Here is a 19,404-nt window from a genome sequence, read left to right as displayed (position 1 = left end):
TTGCGTTTGCAACGGTTTTAGTTGCGTTTGGGTGAAGGCAACGGTAAGGGTTGCTTCACTCTCTTCAAGCAGATTATGGGAAAATGGTACAAGCCAGAGCTAAATGGGGGGCGATGCGCATGGGGCGAAAATACGGCAATATCTTGGTTACGGGCGGCTGTGGTTTTTGCGGTTCGGCGTTTGTCCGCTATGTCGTGAATAATGTTCCGAATGTACGCGTCACCGTCTTGGATAAGCTGACCTATGCTGCTAATCCTGACAGCATTGCTGGGCTTCCGGAGGACAGGATTAAGCTCGTTGTTGGCGACATTTGCGATTCGGATCTGCTTGATCGAGTGGTTCCCGGGCACGATGCAATTATTCACTATGCCGCGGAGTCCCATAATGACAATTCGATTGTCGATCCTGGCCCGTTTATAAAAACGAATGTCGAGGGCACATATCAACTCTTGGAAGCTGCTCGTAGACACCATGTCAGGTTTCATCACATTTCGACTGATGAAGTGTTTGGAGACCTGGCGCTTGATGATCCGCGTAGGTTTACCGAGGAGTCTCCTTGTCGACCGAGTAGCCCCTATTCAAGCTCCAAGGCGGCATCTGACATGCTTGTGAGAGCTTGGATTCGTACCTATGGTCTGCAGGCAACAATTTCTAATTGCTGTAATAACTATGGTCCATATCAGCACACCGAGAAGTTCATTCCGCATTCGATTGCATGCGTCCGGCGCGGGGAGTGTCCTAAATTGTACGGGGACGGTCTAAACGTACGCGATTGGATTCATGTCGATGACCACGCTCGTGCTGTTTGGCTCATTTTGACCAAAGGGAGGATCGGGGAGACCTATCTTGTCGGAGCCAATTGCGAGCGCAGCAATCTCGAAGTCCTCAAGACCATTCTTAAAGCAATGGGCAAAGACGAAGACTTTATCGATTGGGTTAAGGACCGTCCCGGCCATGATCGACGGTACGCCATAGACGCTAGCAAGCTCCGCCGCGAGCTTGGTTGGGCGCCGATCCATGGTGACTTTGCAGCAGAGATTTCGCGATTGTGCTATTGCAACATGCTTTTAACCTGATTGGCCTTTCGGGGTTAAGCTGCTGCTGCTCACGAATCTCTCGACGATGGGGCGCGCTTCTTGGCATAGAGTGTAAGCAACCGTATGAAAGGGGACAGACATGGGCAATCGAAAAGCTACGTTTGTTTCGGTGTTTATCGTGCTTCTGTTGGGAATTTGTCTCGTTCCCGCATTTGCTGAAGACAACGTGGCTACCGGCCAAGATACAAATGCCTCCCTGGCTGCAGACCAGTTGAACGAGTCCGAGCTCGTTACCAGCGTAGTTATGTCCGTGGACAGTACGTCCGACTCGAATGCATCGGATTCGACTGATGCTCTGAAACCGGAAAAGCCCAAGTCTGTCTATGATCTCGCTTCCGAGCACGTTGATGACCTTACGGATGGGTTGTACTCTTTTGGCTCTTCGGTTAACAGCAATTTTGTACTTGATGTTCCTGGTGGCACGGCGTCTGCTGGCAGAAAGCTGCAGCTGTACAGTGAGAACAAGACGAATGCTCAGGTCTGGCGAGTGTCTCATGATCAGAATGGCTTTGTTGTCATTGCTTCTGTCAAGGGTTGCACGCTTGATGTCCCCGGCGGCAGCGCGAGCAATAGAAATCCCGTTCAGCTTTGGTCCGATAACGGCACCCTTGCGCAGCGCTGGATCGCAATTAAAGAAATCGATGGCAGCTACACCTTTATTTCGGCGCTCAACCAGTCGTTTGCCATTGACGTGGCGGGTGGAGTTGCCGCAAATGGCTCTGCCGTGCAGTTGTATCAGGCAAATGGTACGGCAGCTCAGCGATGGGTACTAACGCCTGCCAAAACCGAGCAGCAGCAGCTCGATGATCGGGCGGCGGCGCATCTCGCTGACCTTCCTGATGGGACATATGCTATGTTGGCCTCGAATGATTCGTTTGCGCTGATCATAGACGGCGGGTCGCTGTCCTTTGACAAGTTCGGATATTCAGGCGTTCAAACGTTCGATGTCTCAACTACGTCGGACGGGTATCGCACCATTGCGATTCATGGTGCCGGGGCGGTTCTGGATGCGGCGGGCGGCAATGACGCCAACGGCACGAAGCTGCAGACCTATGCCGCCAATGGAACCAAGGCCCAAAAGTGGATCATCGAGAAAGACGGCGAGCGCTATCGGATTGTGTCGGGCTTGAACGGACAAAAGGTCGCCGACGTCCCCGGTGGCTCTATTGTGCCCGGCGCAGGACTTCAGCTATACAGTGCAAATGGAACAGCAGCCCAATCCTTCTATTTTGTGGATCCGACGGCCGTACGTTCCGAGCTCGATAAGCTCGCTTCCGTTAACCGGGAAGTCGTCAAAGACGGAGACTATGCGATCGTTGCTGGTCCGGACTTGTCTCGAATGGTTCTCGATGTTGTCGGCGGCTCTGCTTCTAGCGGTGCAAACGTGCAGATCTATCAATCGAATACGACTGCCGCACAGCGTTGGCGTGTTTCGCATGACGATGACGGCTACCTCACAATAGCGAACGTAAAGTCTGGCAAAGTCCTTGATGTTTCCGCGGGTTCAACTTCCCTGGGAACGAACGTCCAGCAGCACGCGGCTTGTGGCGATGCGAACTATGCACAAAAGTGGATTGCGGTACCGAATGGTGATGGAAGCGTTCGACTTCTTTCTGCTGTTTGGCAACAGCGCGCACTTGACGTTGCCGGCGGCTCGCTGAACTCTCAGACAAACGTGCAGTTGTATGCTTCGAATGGAACTGCCGCGCAGCGCTTTACCTTTATTGCCGCGAACCCTGCGTCAGTTGGTCCGTGCGATGACATTTTGAAAGACAAGGGCTGGTTCGTTATTTCACCCTCTTCAAATGGCGCTGTTGCCTTTGACGTTGCCGGTGGCTCATTAAAGAACGGGGGCAACGTTCAGACATATTCCTGCAATGGCACGCTGTCCCAGCTATTTAAGGCTGAGTATCGAGACGGTTACTATGTTCTACGTAATGCTGGTTCCGGTAAGGTGCTCGATGTTGCGGCTGGTGACGTTGTCCCCGGGACGAATGTCCAGCAGTGGGATGAAAGTCCCAACGACAACCAGCTTTTCAGTGTCATTGCCAATGAGGACGGAAGCTATTCGTTCATCAATAAGGGCACAGGGCTCATGCTCGCTGTGTCCGGTTCAAATCTGGTTGTTGCCACGGCGGGAGATTCTGTCCAGACGTCGTTTGTCTTTGCCGAGCAAGAAGACCTGCTGAGCGAAGGCCTTTATGAGGTCTATCCGTCTGCAAATTCCTCCTATGCACTTGATGTCGCGGGTGCATCCGCTGACTCCGGTGCTAACGTTCAGCTCTATACCGGTAATGGTTCCTTCGCCCAAAAATGGCTGCTTAAAAAGGTGGATGGAGCGAAGAATACCTATACGTTTGAATCTGTTTGCTCAACTAACAGACTTGCTGTTTCCGGTACCAATGTTTGCACGATGGCACCGGCAGATGTGAAGGTGCAGCAATGGGTGGCGCGAATCGATAGCAATGGTATTGAGTTTGTGTCGGCGGATGACCAAGACCTTTCGCTTGATGTGAAGGGCGGTAATTTTGCGTCGACTTCCAATATTCAAGTCCACTCCTCCAATGGCTCCGCTGCGCAGAGATTCCGCCTGCGCGCTACTTCGGCAACCATCGACAATGGTACGTATTTCATCCGAATGGCTTCTCACGCGGGATCGGTTTTAGATGTTTCTGGCGGATCGCACTCGGACGGTGCAAACGTTCAGATTTGGCAGAACAACGATTCGGGTGCTCAAAAATGGAACTTCTCTCGTAACGGTGATGGCTCTTACAACATCGTAAATGCCGCCAGTGGCAAGGCTCTTGACGTAAAAGATGGGGCTGCATCTTCTGGAACCAATATCCAACAATGGTCTAGGAATGGCAGTGCTGCCCAGCGTTGGTTTATCGATTATGTACCCGGTGGATTTAAGCTGTCTTCCGCTCTGAATGGAGCGTTCGCAATCGATGTTTCTGGAGGCAACAGCGCAAACGGAACGAACGTCACTCTGCACGCAAGTAACGATTCAAGGGCGCAGCGGTTTACCTTCAGAGCTACTACGTACGTGCAGCCGCTGCCTGCCGATCAGCAGGCAATGTATAACCGTGCGCAGTGGTATAACAGCAACACGGAATGGCTAATTTTGACCGATACCGTTGGATGCCGTACAGGTATTTTTAGGGGCTCTCGTGGTAATTGGAGGCTCTGGTCCTTCTGGCAGTGTGCTCCAGGCAAAAATGGGTCGCCAACGGTGCTGGGCGAGTTCTCTGTTTACGGAAAGGGCATTTCGTTTGGACACGGATATACCTGCTGGTACTACACGCAGTTTTATGGAGACTATTTATTCCATTCGCAGCCTTGTTATACGGGAACGTTCAATGTGATGGATCACACGATGGGCCATCGCGCGTCGGCTGGGTGCATTAGGCTTACAACCGATCACGCTAAATGGATCTATGACAACATCCCCTATGGAACGAAGGTAGTTAACTATTAAAACTACTAAGGTAGAAGGCGGCTCGCGTTTGGCGAGCCGCCTTCTTTTGACGCAAAGAGTTGCATATTGCGCTAAACCGCGATTAAATGAAGCAAAAGTTTAGGCATTTTTTCCACATGTTGGATTGCATGATGCGATGCTTAAGCAATACGAGCTCGTGGGGGATGCACTATGTCGTAGGTGTTGGCGAGACCTTCTGGGGGATGTCATGCGTCATATAAAACGAGCTTGCACATTATTGCAAGTGGGATGTTTGCTGGGGCTGCTTCTGGCGCTGCCCATCGGGCTCAATTCGGGTTCAACGGCATTTGCCGAGACTTCTTCGACTGGGCTTTCCGCCGAAGATACTGAGCAAACCGAGGATGCCGCCGGCTCTGTTTCAGATTCACTTTCAAGCGATATTGCCCAGGAGGGTGAGTCGAGCGACGAGAACCTCGACAGTGCATCCGAGGACTCCACTGAGGGCGTTGATCTGACAAAATATGCGACCCTTTACGCGGGTACCTATTTTCTTACCTCGACTTTGTCGGGGCATCGAGTGCTCGATGTTCCGGGCGGTTCGGTGAGTGCCGGCGCTGCGATACAGTTATATGGGAGAAATGAGACGGCTGCACAGCAGTTTGTCCTTGTTGATCTTGGCAGCCGTCAATACGCTTTTAAAAACATTAAGTCGGGGTTGTACCTTTGCTACCCAAACGATGCCTCTCGTTTCTCGGACCATCCGCGTCTTACGCAGAATCCTGACGATGATGGCGCTTGGGGCTTTGCATGGCATGCTCGACAGGTTGGCGGCGGATATGTCTTTTCGCCTGTCATCGATGATGATTTTGCCATCGACATCGCTGGCGCCAGCGATTCCAACGGAACAGAAATCCGTCTCTATCAATCCAATGAATCCGTTGCTCAGACGTTTACGCTCGAGAAGCCCAAGGCTACTATCCTCGCCGAGCTTGCTGCCGCCCACGCCTCCGACCTCGCTGACGATACCTACTATATTCGCTCGGCAAAAAGTTCCTGGCAGACGCTTGATGTTGCGGGCGGATCTAGGTCATCGGGTGCGAATGTCCAAATATATGCTCTCAACGCCACAGGTGCACAAACGTGGATCGTTTCTCATGATCAAAATGGCTTTGTCACATTAACCAACAGTGGTTCCGGTCTTGTTCTTGATGTTTCTGGCGGAAGCGCTCAATCTGGAACGAACGTCCAGCAATATGCGTCGAATGGTTCTGCGGCGCAAAAATGGATTGCCGTTAAGGATGGGGTCTCCATCAAGCTGGTGTCCGCGCTTGATCCGTCGATCTGCCTTGATATCGCCAACGGTAATACAAGTAGCGGCACGAACGTGCGAACTTGGTCGGATAACGGCACGATTGCTCAACGTTGGACATTTTTCAATTTAGACGCTCAGCGCGAACAACTGGATGCGCTTGCCCAGCAAAATGCTGGCAATATTGCTGATGGGCGCTATGTCTTGGCACTCGGCGTTGAAGGAGCTAAGGTTCTGGACGTGAACGGTGGCTCTAAAGCCAACGGCGGCAATGTTCAGTCGTATGTGTCGAATATGACAGCGGCTCAACAGTGGGACATTTCACATGATGAACTTGGCTATTTGATTATCAAAAATGTTTCCTCTGGCAAGGTGCTTGATATTGCGGGCGGTTCTTGTACGTTGGGGACCAATATTCAACAGTATTCATCCAATGGATCGCGTGCCCAGCGCTGGATCGCCGTTCCCTCGGTGCCTGGTGGCTCGTTCCGGTTGCAGTCCGCGGTCCTGCCCGAACTAGTTCTAGATGTTGCAGGCGGATCTTCCTCGAATGGTGCCAATATTCAAACATATGCGAGCAACGGTACCGCCGCCCAAAACGTTCGTTTTGTATCGGCCGTTCCCGATGTAGCCCCGTCCGACGATCTTGGTTTGGACGGCTGGTTCACTATTTCTCTGGCATCGGATTCATCTCGTGTGTTTGATATCTCCGGAGGGTCCTCTTCTAACGGGGCAAACGTCCAGACTTATGCTGCTAATGGCACGTTTGCTCAGGTCTTTAAATTTGTATATGAGAATGGCTACTATCGAATCGTGAACGCCCAGTCTGGTAAGGCTCTCGATGTCGATGGTGGCAATGTGTGCCCTGGAACAAATGTCCACCAATGGAGCGGTGACGGCAATAACGCAAATCAGCTGTTTTCCATTGTTCGTAACGATGACGGTTCCTATACGGCAACGAATAAAGCAACCGGATTGGTCTTAAGCGTTGCCAACTCTAATGTGTACGGAGACATCCCGTCTGATTCCGCATCGCAGCGTCTTGCCTTTACAAAGCTGACTTCGCTTTTGCCCGAGGGTTTCTTTATCATTTCGAGCTCTGCTTCCTCCTCTGCGGTTTTGGACGTTGCAGGCGGCTCGGCCAGTGATGGCGCTAACGTTCAGCTCTATGGAAGCAACAAGTCGATTGCTCAGAAATGGAAAGTTGCCAAGGTTGCCGACCAAGATAATACTTATACCGTTGAAAGCCTGGTGTCTGGCAAGGTCTTAACGGCAGATGAAGATGACAACGTCTGCGTCCGATCTTTTGATTATGCCGACGCTCAGCTTTGGACCGCCCAGATTGACAAGGGCGGTGTCAACTTCGTTAACGTTGCAACCGGCAAGGTCCTAGGTGCTGCAGGTGGCTCAACAAGCAACGGAACTAATATTAGGACGTATGATTCTAACGGCACCTTGGCACAGTCTTTCAAGTTATCTGCCTGCTCGTTAGTTGATTCGGGTACCTATGTTATTGCCACTGCTTATAACCGTTCTAAGGTGCTAGACGTGGCGAGCGGCTCTCGTTCCAACGGTGCTAACGTGCAGCTTTGGTCTTCCAATGATTCTGGCGCTCAAAAATGGATCGTCAACGTTAACTCGGATGGAACCATTTCGATTCAAAACTGCCGAAGCAAAAAATATCTCGATGTCCTGAATGCTCAGGGTGCTTCGGGCGCTAACGTTCAGCAGTGGCAGGGGAATGGAAGCTCCGCTCAGCGCTGGCGTGTTGATTACGTGAGCGGCGGCTCCTTTGTCATTCGTTCTGCACTTAACGACTCACTCGTTTTGGATGTGAACGGGGGTGCGCTTAATGATGGAGCCAATATCCAGATTTACGCTGCTAATGGCACCGACGCGCAAGGATTTTACTTTGCCCAGACGAGCTATACGCCCGAGGCGGTAGATCTGGCTGTCCCAGTTTACAATCAGTACTCCGTTGGTCTTCCCAACGGCTGTGAATCGGCGGCTCTGACCAACGTCCTTAACTATTACGGTTTTGGTGTTGGTCCTTGCGAAATGGCCGATCGATGGATCCCCCGTAGCTCCTGGGACTTTGTCTGGTGCTTCTGGGGAGACCCCCACAGCTATAACAATGGTAACGAGATCTGCGCTCCTGGACTCAATAGGGCTGCCAATAATTTCCTAGCAAGTAGGGGGAGCAGCCTGCGTTCGTACGACGTGTCAGGAACCTCTCTGTATGACCTTTGCAATTACCTTGATGATGGACATCCGGTCATTATTTGGACTACCGTACATCAGGGTAATGTTGGAAATATCTATGCCCGACAGGGTGGATATTTTGCTTGCGTTAACTCGCATACGGTTGTCCTGAAGGGTTATAACCCTCAAACAAACAAGGTCATGATCTCCGATACCATCGATGGCTATATCACCTATGATCGAGATTGGATTGCTTGGGTCTACCAGCAAAGAGGTGCGCAAGCAGTCGTTATTAAGTAACCAATTGCAACAATATCGCGGCTCGTATCAACTATTATAGATTCGGTGTTAATTTGAGTCGGGGGTCTGATATGAGTTGCAGCCGATATACCCGTGGCCTAGCTGCTATTTCGGTAGTGGCTTTGGCTGCGGGTCTTTTTGTTTCCTACGTTGGAGTATCTCCGTTATTTGCCGAAGAAGTGTCCACGAACGGACCCGACGCTAATCGAGTAATCGAATTGGGTGCAGCCGATGACGGTGACGGTAGCTTAGCTCCGAATAGCTCGACTGTGCTATCTGGCGAGGGGCGATCTGAAGACTCGTCGACATCTGCCGTCGAATCGGCCGATGGTACGACGCCTCAAGATGCTGAGAGCGTTGAGGACTTGGCTGCTAAAAACAAGGGGACGCTTTCTGGCGGTACGACCTATGTTTTTGCTTGCAGCAATGCCTCGCGTAAGGTGTGGGACGTTGCGGGCGGATCTTCCTCAAATGGCGCTAATGTTCAGATGTACTACTCGAATATGACTAAAGCTCAGCGCTGGTTAGTGCATGAGGACGTGAACGGCTTTTTAACGTTCGAAAACACCGGTTCCGGCTTGGTGCTTGATGTTTCTGGTGGTATAGCCGAGTCTGGTCGTAACGTTCAGCAGCATGTGGCTAACGGTACGCGCGCGCAAAAGTGGATTGCCGTTAAGGACGCCGATGGGGGCTTGACGATACATTCCGCCCTTAACTTTGATTACGTGCTCGATATCGCGGGTGGTAGCTCTTCTGATGGAGCTAATGTCCAGCTATATAAGGCCAATCAGACCGCCGCGCAGCTGTTTTTTGCAATCGACTCTAATCCGGTCATTGACTCTTTAGGACAGAACGTCGCCGACGGTGTTTATTGTTTTGAATCTGCCGGTTTGGCGCTCGATGTGAAAGGCGCTTCTGCTGAGTCCGGTGCGGCTCTTCAGTCGTATGCAAACAACGGTACTGTCGCGCAGGCGTTCCGTCTTACGTATGACAGCGCATCCGGTTATTACACAATTGCTTCGCTTGTTTCAGGCAAACTGATTGACGCCGATTACGGTAGCGTCGTACCCCGCGGCGCCGCCCACCTCTACGGATCTCTTGATGACGCCGGTTCATATACAAAGAATCGTTTTTGGATCCTTGAGCCTTCTGGAGAGGGTTTTGCCATTAAAAACGCCGCGAATGGGCTGTATCTTTCGTTTGAAAGCGGCGTCGCCGTCACCTCGACTGATGCCGTCACCTGGACTTTGACGCAGACGAAGGGCTTTACCTGGACGCAGGCTGATGTCGATGCCTTCGCTGCTGCACAGGGTTTGCAGATCCCCGATGGAACTTACGCCCTCGGCATGGACTCATCACCGCGAAGTGTTGTCGATGTTTCTGGTGGCTCTGCTTCGAATGGCGCTAACATCCAAATCTATGCCTCCAACAACACCGCAGCTCAACGCTGGGTCATTAAGAATACGCTCGACTCAAATGGCCAGCCTACCGGCTATGTGACGATTGCTCATGCAGGAACCTCTTCGGCCCTCGATGTCACGGGTGGAGGCAAAAAGTCCGGCACCAACGTTCAGCAATATGCCGTGAATGGCACTGCCGCGCAGCGATGGATTCCTGTTAAGCAGACAAATGGGTCATTCGTATTTTATTCCGGCCTTGGACGAAATCTTGTTTTAGACGTAAGCGGCGGAAGCGTCTCTAATGGCGCAAATGTTCAAATTTGGACAGCAAATGGCTCTGCAGCGCAGCGTTTTATTGCCATCGATGCTAATCCTCATGTCACGGCGGGCACCCAGTCGGTTGCGGATGGTATGTATCAGATCAATTCCGTTTCCGATTCTTCCAAATGCCTTGACGTGACGGGAGGTTCTGTCTCCAACGGTGCCCGAATTCAAACGTATGCCATAAATGGCACAATGGCTCAGTGTTTTAAGCTTTCGTACGATTCCGCCACGGGTTTCTACTCGATTCGTTCCGCGAAGTCTACCAAGGGACTTGATCTTGATAGTGGCGATATTTTCCCGGGCGCAAAAGTTCAACAGTGGGATTTCCCCGGCCTTGGCTTAAATCAGCATTGGCGAATTGAGCCCGATGGAGATAGTTTTGTAATCCGTTCCGTTGCGAGCAATCTGGTGCTGGAACGTAAATCCGATGGCTTCGTGACGACTGCTATCGAATCCGGCAGTGCTGCACAACATTGGACTTTCGAAGTCTTTACCGTTTCGCTCGATGAAGGCTGCTACTCCATCTGTTCGGATTCTACGGGTAAATATCTCGACGTTACCGGTGGTTCCTATGCAGACGAAGCTCCACTGCAGGTTTATATGGGAAACGGTACCCTGGCTCAGAAATTCTGGGCTCGTAAGGATGATCGGGGCTATTACTCGTTCCAATGCGCCAATTCTGCCAGGTATCTTTCGGCTCGAGAGTCCGACGGTGCCATTCTCCAAATCTCGGACAAAGAAGCCGACGAGGCCAAATGGTCGATTGAAATCTGCTTTGGGAAGGGGATTGAGCTTAAGAATAAAAAGACCGGTAAGGTGCTGTCCATTTCTGGTTCTGGCGGATCTGTTGTCTGCGTTGACGAGAACGGGGCCACGTCGCAAGGGTGGAGCATCACGTCCGTCCCCCTTATTTCTGACGGTTTCTATGAGTTCGCTCCCATGCATGCAACTGGACAACGACTTGATGTGACTGGTGGCTCTCGCTCGAATGGCGCAAACGTTCAAATATATGTTTCTAACGGTACGCTAAGCCAGCGTGTTTGGGTCCGTAGCGTCGGTGGCGGCTGGTACTCACTTACGGCTTGTTGTTCTGCTTACCCACTTGATGTTCTCAACTGTTCTGATGCGGATGGCACGAACGTTCAGCAGTGGCAGTGGAATGGTTCGAATGCGCAAAAGTGGCGTTTCGAAATGGGGGAGAGCGGAATCAAGATTGTTTCGGCTTGCGGCAATAAGGTCCTGGAGGTAAGCGACGGGGCTACCGCGAATGGAGCCAATGTCCAGCTTTGGTCTTATACGGGCTCCGCTGCTCAGTCTTGGCGCGCTCTCTCTGCTGAGCGTCCTGCGAAGATCGGTTATCAGAATCCTTCGAACTATCCGCAGGTAAGCAGCTTGACGGCGAAGCTTCCGAGCTATTGCACGGGCGAGTTCACCTATGTTACGCCGTCTCGTATTGCGATCGATGCCACGCGAGACGACTGCGTCAATGCCTTTATCCAGCGCGCCTATGAGTATGTTGGCACGAAGTACATCGAGCCCTACTCTACCGCGCCTGGTGGTGCCGTTGATTGCTCTGGCTTTGTGCTGCAGTGCCTCTATGCCACGGGCATGGATATGGGTATCTACAACCCCTATAACCATCGTTGGCTTTCTTGGCAGACGTACAACTCTATGAATTGGTACAATAACGGTACCTTTATGCCGGTAAGCGTCAACAGTATGCAGCGCGGCGACGTTATCTATTACCGCGGGCATATCGCCATCTATTTGGGGGATGGGCGCATGATTGACTCCTGGCCCCGTCAGGGTGTCGGTGTCCATGGTGTCTACGAGCGCGGCAATCCCATTGGTGCTGCACGCCCGTTCGTATAATCCAATTTTGTTTATCGAGGTCCATTAGAGATGAAAAAATCAGTTCTGTTCATGCCTTTGATTCCTGCATGCTTCGCGGTTGCTGCCTTGTGCTCTCCCATTCAGGCGTACTCAATTGAATTGGCTGCCCCAAATGATGAGGTCTTAATTTCTTCGGTAGTGTCGACTGATGATGATTCGATCGAAGCCGATGGTGCTTTTGAAAAGGATTCCGAGGGGTCCACGGAAGATGCCGGTGATATCACTCCTGGCGATGTACAGACTCCTGCAATGGGTGATGACGGGGCTGACACCTCTTCTCCTGCCCTGGCTGCTCCTGTTGAGCCTTCTGCCCTGCCTTCGAATCCGCAGATTTCCGACTTTCCTGAAGCGAACATCGATGAGGGCGTCTATGAGATCTCTAACGCCGGCTCAAATAGGGTCCTCGATGTCTCGGGCGGCTCATGCGATAACGGAGCTAACGTCCAGCAGTATGGTCAAAACGGCACGCCCGCTCAGCGCTGGAGAATCGAGAAGTTTAATGGGCATTATTTGCTCGTAAATGTCGCGAGCGGCAAGGCACTCGATGTGTCTGGCGGTAACGGTGCAAACGGCACGAATGTTCAGCAATATGTTATCAATCACACGAATGCGCAGCTTTGGGACTTTGTTGCCCGTCAAGATGGCGGCTATTATATTAAGTCCTGCCTTGGCGACTATGTGCTCGATATTTCTGGCGGTAGCGTTGCCAATGGGGGAAATGCACAGGTTTATAGCTGGAATGCTACGAATGCGCAGGTCTGGAATCTCATTAAGATCGCTCAGACTATCGATGATGGACTGTATCGACTTGGCTCCATGCTTAACGGTGGTCAGGTTGTCGATGTTACAGGTGGCTCTTTGAGCGATTCGGCGCAAACTCAGCTTTATGGTTCCAATGATACGCTTGCTCAGTATTGGACGTTTACGTATAGCAAGTCGACGGGATACTATACGGTCCGCTCTGCGGTGTCGGGTAAGGTTCTTGATTGTCGCGGTGGTGGCGTTTCTAATGGAACCGCGGTGCAGCAGTATACCGAAAACGGTACAACTGCTCAATGGTGGCGCGTCGTTATGAATGCCGACGGCAGCGTTTCTCTCGTTTCCGCCAAAAGCAGTTTAGCCCTTGATGTTACAGGGGCTAATGCTGCCAACGGAACTAAGCTGCAGCTTTATTCACAAAATGGAACGCTCGCGCAAAAATGGACGCTTTCGGTTCCGACGGTATTTGTGCGTGACGGATTGTACGAGATCTACTCTCGCGTAGACGGTAACCGTCTCATCGATGTCTCTGGTGGATCGAAAGCCGACGACGCTAAATTGCAGATATGGAATCGTAACGGCACTTTGGCACAGAAATGGTCGGTTAGTGTTTGCGACGATGGGTCGGTTCTTATCAAAGGCGCAAATTCGGGTAAGTACCTTTCGCAAAGCAGCGGCAAGCTGATGAGTGTTAAAGAAGCGGAGGAAGGTTCCCACTGGATTCCGCTCGTGTCTCCAATGGGTGGCCTTGTTCTTGTGAATGCGGTCTCGGGCGCTGTGATTGACTTGACCGGCGCCAATACCGCTACAGGCACCGTGATTCAGATGTACGCCAATAACTTTACGGCAGCTCAGGCATGGCGTTTTGTTTCGGCTTCGCTTATTGACGATGGCTGCTACGTTGTGGTGAACCAATCGAGCGGTGATCGTGTTTTGGATGTCGCCGGCGGATCCAGCAGCGCCGGAGCTCGAGTACAGCTATATACCGCTAATGGAACGAATGCGCAAAAGTGGTATGTCCGTTCTTTGGGAAACGGTGCCTACAGTCTGACTGCCTTTGTATCTGGGAAGTCGCTCGACGTGCCGAGCGCTAACGCATCTAATGGCGCTTCTGTTCAGCAATGGGACTGGAATGGTTCTGGTGCACAAAAGTGGCTGCTTCGCCTTGCCGATTGTGGCGGTATCGCAATTTATTCGATGCTTGCTGACGGTTCTTTTGCGTTGATGGACAGCGACAACGGTCTTATTCTTGGTAACGGTGGCGGTGACTCATGGCGCTTTGATACTACGAATGTTTCTGAGCAGCCTTACGCTGATGCTAACGGTGCGCAAAGGCGACTCGTCGACATTGCTTATTCCACTCCTACCCCTGGTGCCAATCTTTGCTCCGAGTGGATTTCGAGGGTGTTTAATGCAGCCGGCTATGGCTATGCATACGGCGATGCCTGCGACATGTTTTGGTCTTATTGCCACGACAGCAACCGTGCTAATTTGAAAGTTGGTATGATTGTCGCTGTTCCGTCCCATTCCCACAATTGGGCGGGCTCTAGGTGGGGCCATATTGCAATCTATATTGGTGATGGCAAAGTTATTGAGAATATTGGTCGAGTTAACGTTCGCGGACTTAATGACTGGGTCAATTATTATGGAACCACGTATACGCCGCTTTGGGGTTGGTATCGCAATATCGCCCTATGTTAGTTTGGATTTAGGTTGATGGTTATGAGCAAGAAAACTTTTCTCGCTTCGTCGCTATTGGTTGCTCTCGGTCTGCTTTGCAGTCTGGGGGCAACCCCTGTTTTTGCCGACGATGGTTCGCTTCCGGTCGATGCGTCTCTAGAGGAGCGTCTTGCCTATGGCGAGGCACATCCCGCGGATGATTCCAACGACTATACCGCCGGCAGCTCGATGGATGGTGAACCGCTTGCCGCAGCGCTCGACGGTCGCTCTGCAAGCGGGTCTCCCTATTGGGGCGGCACGAATGCTTCTAAAGTGTTCTATAACGGGTATGGCGAGGTTTTTGCGTCTCCAGCGTTAAAGGTCATTGATGTTTCTGAGTGGCAGGGGTCGATTGACTGGAATAAGGTTCAAAATTCTGGCGTTGATGCTGTAATTTTGCGCTTTGGTTATTCGACGACCCATTTTGACAAACAGTTCGAGCGCAATTTGCGTGAGGTTCGCCGCTTGGGAATTCCTTTTGGCGTGTATATCTTTAGTACGGCTCAGAATTCGAATGATGCTACGAGCGAAGCTTATTTTACGCAGCAGATCGTAAGTAAGTACAGTCTGTATGATCTATCGCTGCCGATTTTTTATGACCTTGAATCGTTCTATGACAGCAACGGTAATGCGATATCGCCTAATAGCGCCTCTGCGTACGAGGGCATCGTGAATGCGTATTTTAATACGCTCTCTGGTTTTGGCATTAACAACGTATCCATTTATTCTGGTCGTTGGTACGCGGATACGTATCTAAAAGCTGCAAGTGTGCGCCCCCGCGTGTCTTGGATTGCGGAATATGGCCCCAAGCTCAGAACTTCGTTTAGTTGCGCCGGACAGTACGGATGGCAGTACACTTCGTCGGAGCGACTTGACGGCATCACCGCCAACACTGTTGACATGAATGCTTTTTCCTCGGCCGATTTTGTTAACGTAGTTAATCTGCCCGATTATGCTCTAGCAGACGGAACTTACTATATCGATTCGATAGCGAAGGATTCCTCGAGCGTTACTGTTGGTGATGACGGGCAGCTTTCTTTGTTCCATGCTCAAGGGTCTTCAAATCAGCGCTTTCGTCTTGAGTCGGCTGGTTCCGGGGCCTATCGAATTAAGTGCGAATCTACTGGACAATATCTATCCGTTGCCGGCGACAATGCGCAAAGTGGTTCTTCGGTTATTCAAGCCGCTTATGCTCAAGACAATCGTCAGCTTTGGCATATTCGTGTTGCCGATAGCGGATTTTATATTCAGTCCGCTCTGGGTAACTGGGCGCTCGATCTTTGCAACGGTAGCACTTCGGATGGTACTTCGGTTAGGATTTGGGCTCCGAATAAATCGAATGCCCAGCGTTTTACCTTTGCCTCTTCCTCGACCGTAGAGACTGACAAAGCTTTTGTTATTAAGAGTGCGCTTAACCCGCAGCTGGTCATGGATATCAACGGCGGGTCTTCTGATGATCGTGCACGTCTTCAGATTTACACTGCCAACAATAGCCAAGCGCAGATGTTTACCTTTAAGCAGGTCGGTAACGGCCTGTATGAAATTGTAAACGTTAACTCTGGCAAGCCCTTTGAGGCTCAGGGGGGTTCCGTTTCCAATGGCGGCGCCATCTCTCAATACTCTTCTAACGGCACCAGTGCGCAGCATTGGTCTGTTATTGACTGCGGTAATGGCGTGTATTCATTCATAAACTCTAAGTCCGGCAAAGCTATTGACGTTCCTAGCGCCAATGGCGTGAGTGGGTCCGCGCTGCAAATTTATACCTATAACGGATCTGATGCTCAAAAATGGACGCTTGCTTCGGCGCGCACCGTTCGCCAAGAGCTTGATGATCTTGCTGCTTCCAGCAGAGGGCTTGTAAGGGAGGGCGTCGAATACGCTATTGGTTCCATATCTGAGCGGCAGGTCCTCGATATTTCCAGCGGATCTACGAAGTCCGGTGCAAATCTGCAGGTGTATGCATCTAACGCTACACCGGCTCAGCGCTGGACGTTCTCATATGACAAGAATGGCTATGTAACCATTACCAATGTTGGATCGGGCAAGGTTTTAGACGTCTCCAGCGGCAGCAAGAAAGCTGGCGCAAATGTTCAGCAGTACGCGTCTAACGGCTCTTGGGCTCAGAAGTGGATTCTCTTTGATTGCGGAAATGGTTCCGTTAAGATTTGCTCTGCCCTTAAGACTGGCTTTGTCTTGGATCTTGCCTCTGGGGCTACCTCGAATGGAGCAAATGTCCAGGCCTATGACGATAATGGTACCGATGCCCAGCGATTCCGCCTGTATACAGCCGGAGATGTTTCTAAGGGTCAAACAATTGATTCACAGTCTGCTATCGTAACGGCTTCTGATGGCCGCGTCTTTGATGTGACCAGCGGTAGCATGGATAGCGGTGCCGCTATCCAGCTATATAGTCCTAACGGGACTATTGCGCAGGGATTTGGCTTTGAATACGATGCCGGCAAGGGTCTTTACGCAATCAAGTCTGCAATATCTTATCGCTATCTATTCGCCCAGGACGGGGATATAGTTCCCGGCACTGCTGTTAAGCAGGGGAGTGCCTCACCCTCGTCGTCTAATTATTACTGGACTATCGAAGATGCTGGTAATGGCTCGTATCGCATTGTTAACGCCGCTTCTGGCTGTGCTCTAGGCGTAAACGCCTCCGGTAAGCTGGTTACGGTTTCCAGAGGCGATGGCCGTGAGCTTTCGGTCGCATTTGCACCTTCTGGCTTTAAGTGTTTACGCTCCGAGCAAGACGCTGAGGCCACGGCACATGTATCTGATTTGGCAGATGGCGAGTATCTCGTAAGCTCAAGCAAGAACTACTCGTTCGTCTTGGATGTAGCTGGTGCCTCGAAAGGCAATAGCGCCAATATCCAGCTGTACAGGTCGAACATGACCAATGCGCAGCGTTGGGTCGTTTCTCATGACGACAAGGGCTATGTTACGTTTACGAATGTTGGCTCTCATAAGGTGATTGATGTTGCCGGAGGAAACGCTTCCGCTGGAACAAACATTGCCCAGTACGCCTCCAACGGCACGAATGCTCAAAAGTGGATTGCCGCAAAGCAGTCTGATGGTACGTATCTCATTGAGAGCGCTTTGAGACCCGGATTATATCTTGGATCGAGGGGGTCCGGCGCATCAAATGGCGTAAACGTTGAGCTGAGCTCTAATGAGGGCGCCTCTCACTTTGCCCTGTTGAGCACGTCCCCGTCGGTCGCAAAATGCGATGATATCCTTCCGAAGGGTTATTTCACGCTAAGCCCCGCTTGTAGCTCCACCGGTAAGGTCATTGACGTTGCTGGCGGCTCAAGCTCCAATGGGGCAAATGTTCAGCTTTACAACAGCAACGGAACGTTTGCCCAGCTGTTTAGCTTTGAATATTTCGATGGCTACTATGTTATCCGTAATGCAAAGTCCCAAAAGGCGCTCGATGTTGATAGCGGCAATCTAGTTCCTGGCACCAATGTTCAGCAGTGGGCCTGCGATTCCGAAAATGCCAATAGACAATTTGCCGCAATCGATAATGGCGACGGGACGTTCTCATTTGTGAGCAAGTCGACTGGCTTGGCTTTGGATATTGTTGGAGCTTCTGATTCTGTTCAGGCTAATTTGGATGCATATCTTCCCAATGGAAGCTCTGCTCAAAAGTTCTCGCTTCATCGGGTTAGTGAGTTTTTGGATGAAGGCGTCTATTCTTTCGAGTCGTACACGAGCTCAAAAGTCTTGGATGTTTCCGGCGGATCTATGAAGGACGGCGCTGCGGTCCAGCTCTATGCATCAAATGGCACGCTCGCTCAAAAATGGTATGTGAGCAAGGTAGCTGGGCTGGACAACGAATACGAGATTAAGTGCATCGGCTCTGGAAAAGTGCTATCTCTGACCGATGGGGGAAAGCTGGTTCAGTTGACTCCTAACGGTGCGGACTCCCAGAGGTGGCACAGTACATTGTCTGGTGGCAAGATCGCTCTGCAAAACGTGGCCACAGGCCAGTATCTTTGTGCTTCCGGCTCCTCCGCATCTTTAGGAATGGTCGATTCACCTGAATTGCCTGGCGTTCGGTTTAAGGTGAGGAGTGTCGGGGGTTCTTTCTAGGGTCGCTGCTTTTGTGTAGAGGCTGTCGACCGTGCGGCGGCGGGGCGAACAACAGAAATATCTACCGAGAGAGGTCGCTAACCACTTGCGTGGGGGCGCCGGCGCTGTGCGCCCCGAGCTGCTCGGCGCCGGTTTCTTCCCGAACGAAGTGATCGACTGACCATATCTCTGTCCATGGTACCGTCAAGATTCTTTCGCAAATTGATTTAGCCGTCTCCGGCCCCGTCATCTTCTAGCCCTCCGCCTTTCCCCTCAGCTCGTCCATCTCCTCCAGCTTCGACATGTCCAAGTACCTCCTCTTGCCCCACTCGTGCTCCACTATGTACTTCAGCCTCGCCGTCACCAACATCAGAGCCGAATTGCCGTCTGGGAAGGTCCCGACGACCCTCGTCCTCCTCCTGATCTCGCGGTTGATGCGCTCGATCCCGTTGTTCGTCCTGATCCGGCGCCAGTGCTCCGGTGGGAATTCCGTGTAGGCAAGCGTCTCGGCGAACCCGTCGCGCACCGTCCTCGCGGCCGCCCCGAGCCTCATCGATTCCAGCTCCTCCGCCACCTCCTCGGCTTTTCTGGCGCATGCCTCGCGCGATTCCTGCGCGTGGATCGCCTTCAGCATGCGCGCCGCGGCCTTCCGCCTGGTCACGGGAACCCTTCCCAGCACGTTGCGGTAGAAATGCACCGTGCAGCGCTGGTAGCGGGCCCCGGGGAACACCGATCGCGTCGAAAATGTTGGTGTAAGGGTGACACCCTAGCGCTCGTTTAACGAAGAACGGCCTTCGTCCTAGAATCTGAAATCACCACAACAACAGGTTCTAGGAAAGGACGAAGACCGCTATGGAAATCTTATCAGACCCGACGCCGGACATG

At 51.8% G+C, this 19,404-nt stretch carries 6 protein-coding genes and 1 pseudogene; 6 read left to right on the top strand and 1 reads right to left on the bottom strand.

Going from position 1 to position 19,404, the window contains the following annotated elements:
• The first annotated feature begins 119 nt into the window (after positions 1 to 119).
• From rfbB to ACTQW0_RS05920, 6 genes are all read left to right on the top strand, one after another.
• Positions 120 to 1,076 (top strand): dTDP-glucose 4,6-dehydratase, encoded by a 957-nt coding sequence (rfbB, locus tag ACTQW0_RS05945; protein ID WP_441567326.1) that lies wholly within the window; start codon positions 120 to 122, stop codon positions 1,074 to 1,076.
• 100 nt (positions 1,077 to 1,176) lie between these two features.
• Complete coding sequence (locus ACTQW0_RS05940) at positions 1,177 to 4,575, top strand: RICIN domain-containing protein (RefSeq protein WP_441567324.1); 3,399 nt, start codon at positions 1,177 to 1,179, stop codon at positions 4,573 to 4,575.
• Between the two features lie 208 nt (positions 4,576 to 4,783).
• Positions 4,784 to 8,347 (top strand): RICIN domain-containing protein, encoded by a 3,564-nt coding sequence (locus tag ACTQW0_RS05935; RefSeq protein ID WP_441567322.1) that lies wholly within the window; start codon positions 4,784 to 4,786, stop codon positions 8,345 to 8,347.
• 365 nt (positions 8,348 to 8,712) lie between these two features.
• A complete protein-coding gene (locus ACTQW0_RS05930) occupies positions 8,713 to 11,943 on the top strand; it encodes an RICIN domain-containing protein (RefSeq protein ID WP_441567320.1) in 3,231 nt (1,076 codons plus the stop codon).
• Positions 11,944 to 11,973: 30 nt separating this feature from the next.
• A complete protein-coding gene (locus tag ACTQW0_RS05925) occupies positions 11,974 to 14,424 on the top strand; it encodes an RICIN domain-containing protein (RefSeq protein ID WP_441567318.1) in 2,451 nt (816 codons plus the stop codon).
• A 21-nt stretch (positions 14,425 to 14,445) separates the two neighbouring features.
• Positions 14,446 to 18,540, top strand: a complete 4,095-nt coding sequence (locus ACTQW0_RS05920) for an RICIN domain-containing protein (protein ID WP_441567316.1) — start codon at positions 14,446 to 14,448, stop codon at positions 18,538 to 18,540.
• A 232-nt stretch (positions 18,541 to 18,772) separates the two neighbouring features.
• On the opposite strand, the pseudogene ACTQW0_RS05915 reads toward ACTQW0_RS05920, so the two are convergent.
• Positions 18,773 to 19,252 (bottom strand): annotated as a pseudogene (locus ACTQW0_RS05915) (transposase); the annotation flags it as partial.
• Between the last annotated feature and the right edge of the window lie 152 nt (positions 19,253 to 19,404).

Origin of the sequence: Collinsella sp. LCP19S3_B7 (assembly GCF_052121795.1) — a bacterium.
Classification (GTDB): Bacteria; Actinomycetota; Coriobacteriia; order Coriobacteriales; family Coriobacteriaceae; genus Collinsella.
Note: the sequence above shows the minus strand (reverse complement) of the source record. Positions and strands in the feature narration are given on the sequence as shown.

Excerpts from the sequence above, each read along its gene's own strand:
- ACTQW0_RS05940 (WP_441567324.1), top strand. The coding sequence starts at position 1,177 with ATGGGCAATCGAAAAGCTACGTTTGTTTCGGTGTTTATCGTGCTTCTG.
- ACTQW0_RS05935 (WP_441567322.1), top strand. The coding sequence starts at position 4,784 with ATGCGTCATATAAAACGAGCTTGCACATTATTGCAAGTGGGATGTTTG.
- ACTQW0_RS05925 (WP_441567318.1), top strand. The coding sequence starts at position 11,974 with ATGAAAAAATCAGTTCTGTTCATGCCTTTGATTCCTGCATGCTTCGCG.
- rfbB (WP_441567326.1), top strand. The coding sequence starts at position 120 with ATGGGGCGAAAATACGGCAATATCTTGGTTACGGGCGGCTGTGGTTTT.
- ACTQW0_RS05920 (WP_441567316.1), top strand. The coding sequence starts at position 14,446 with ATGAGCAAGAAAACTTTTCTCGCTTCGTCGCTATTGGTTGCTCTCGGT.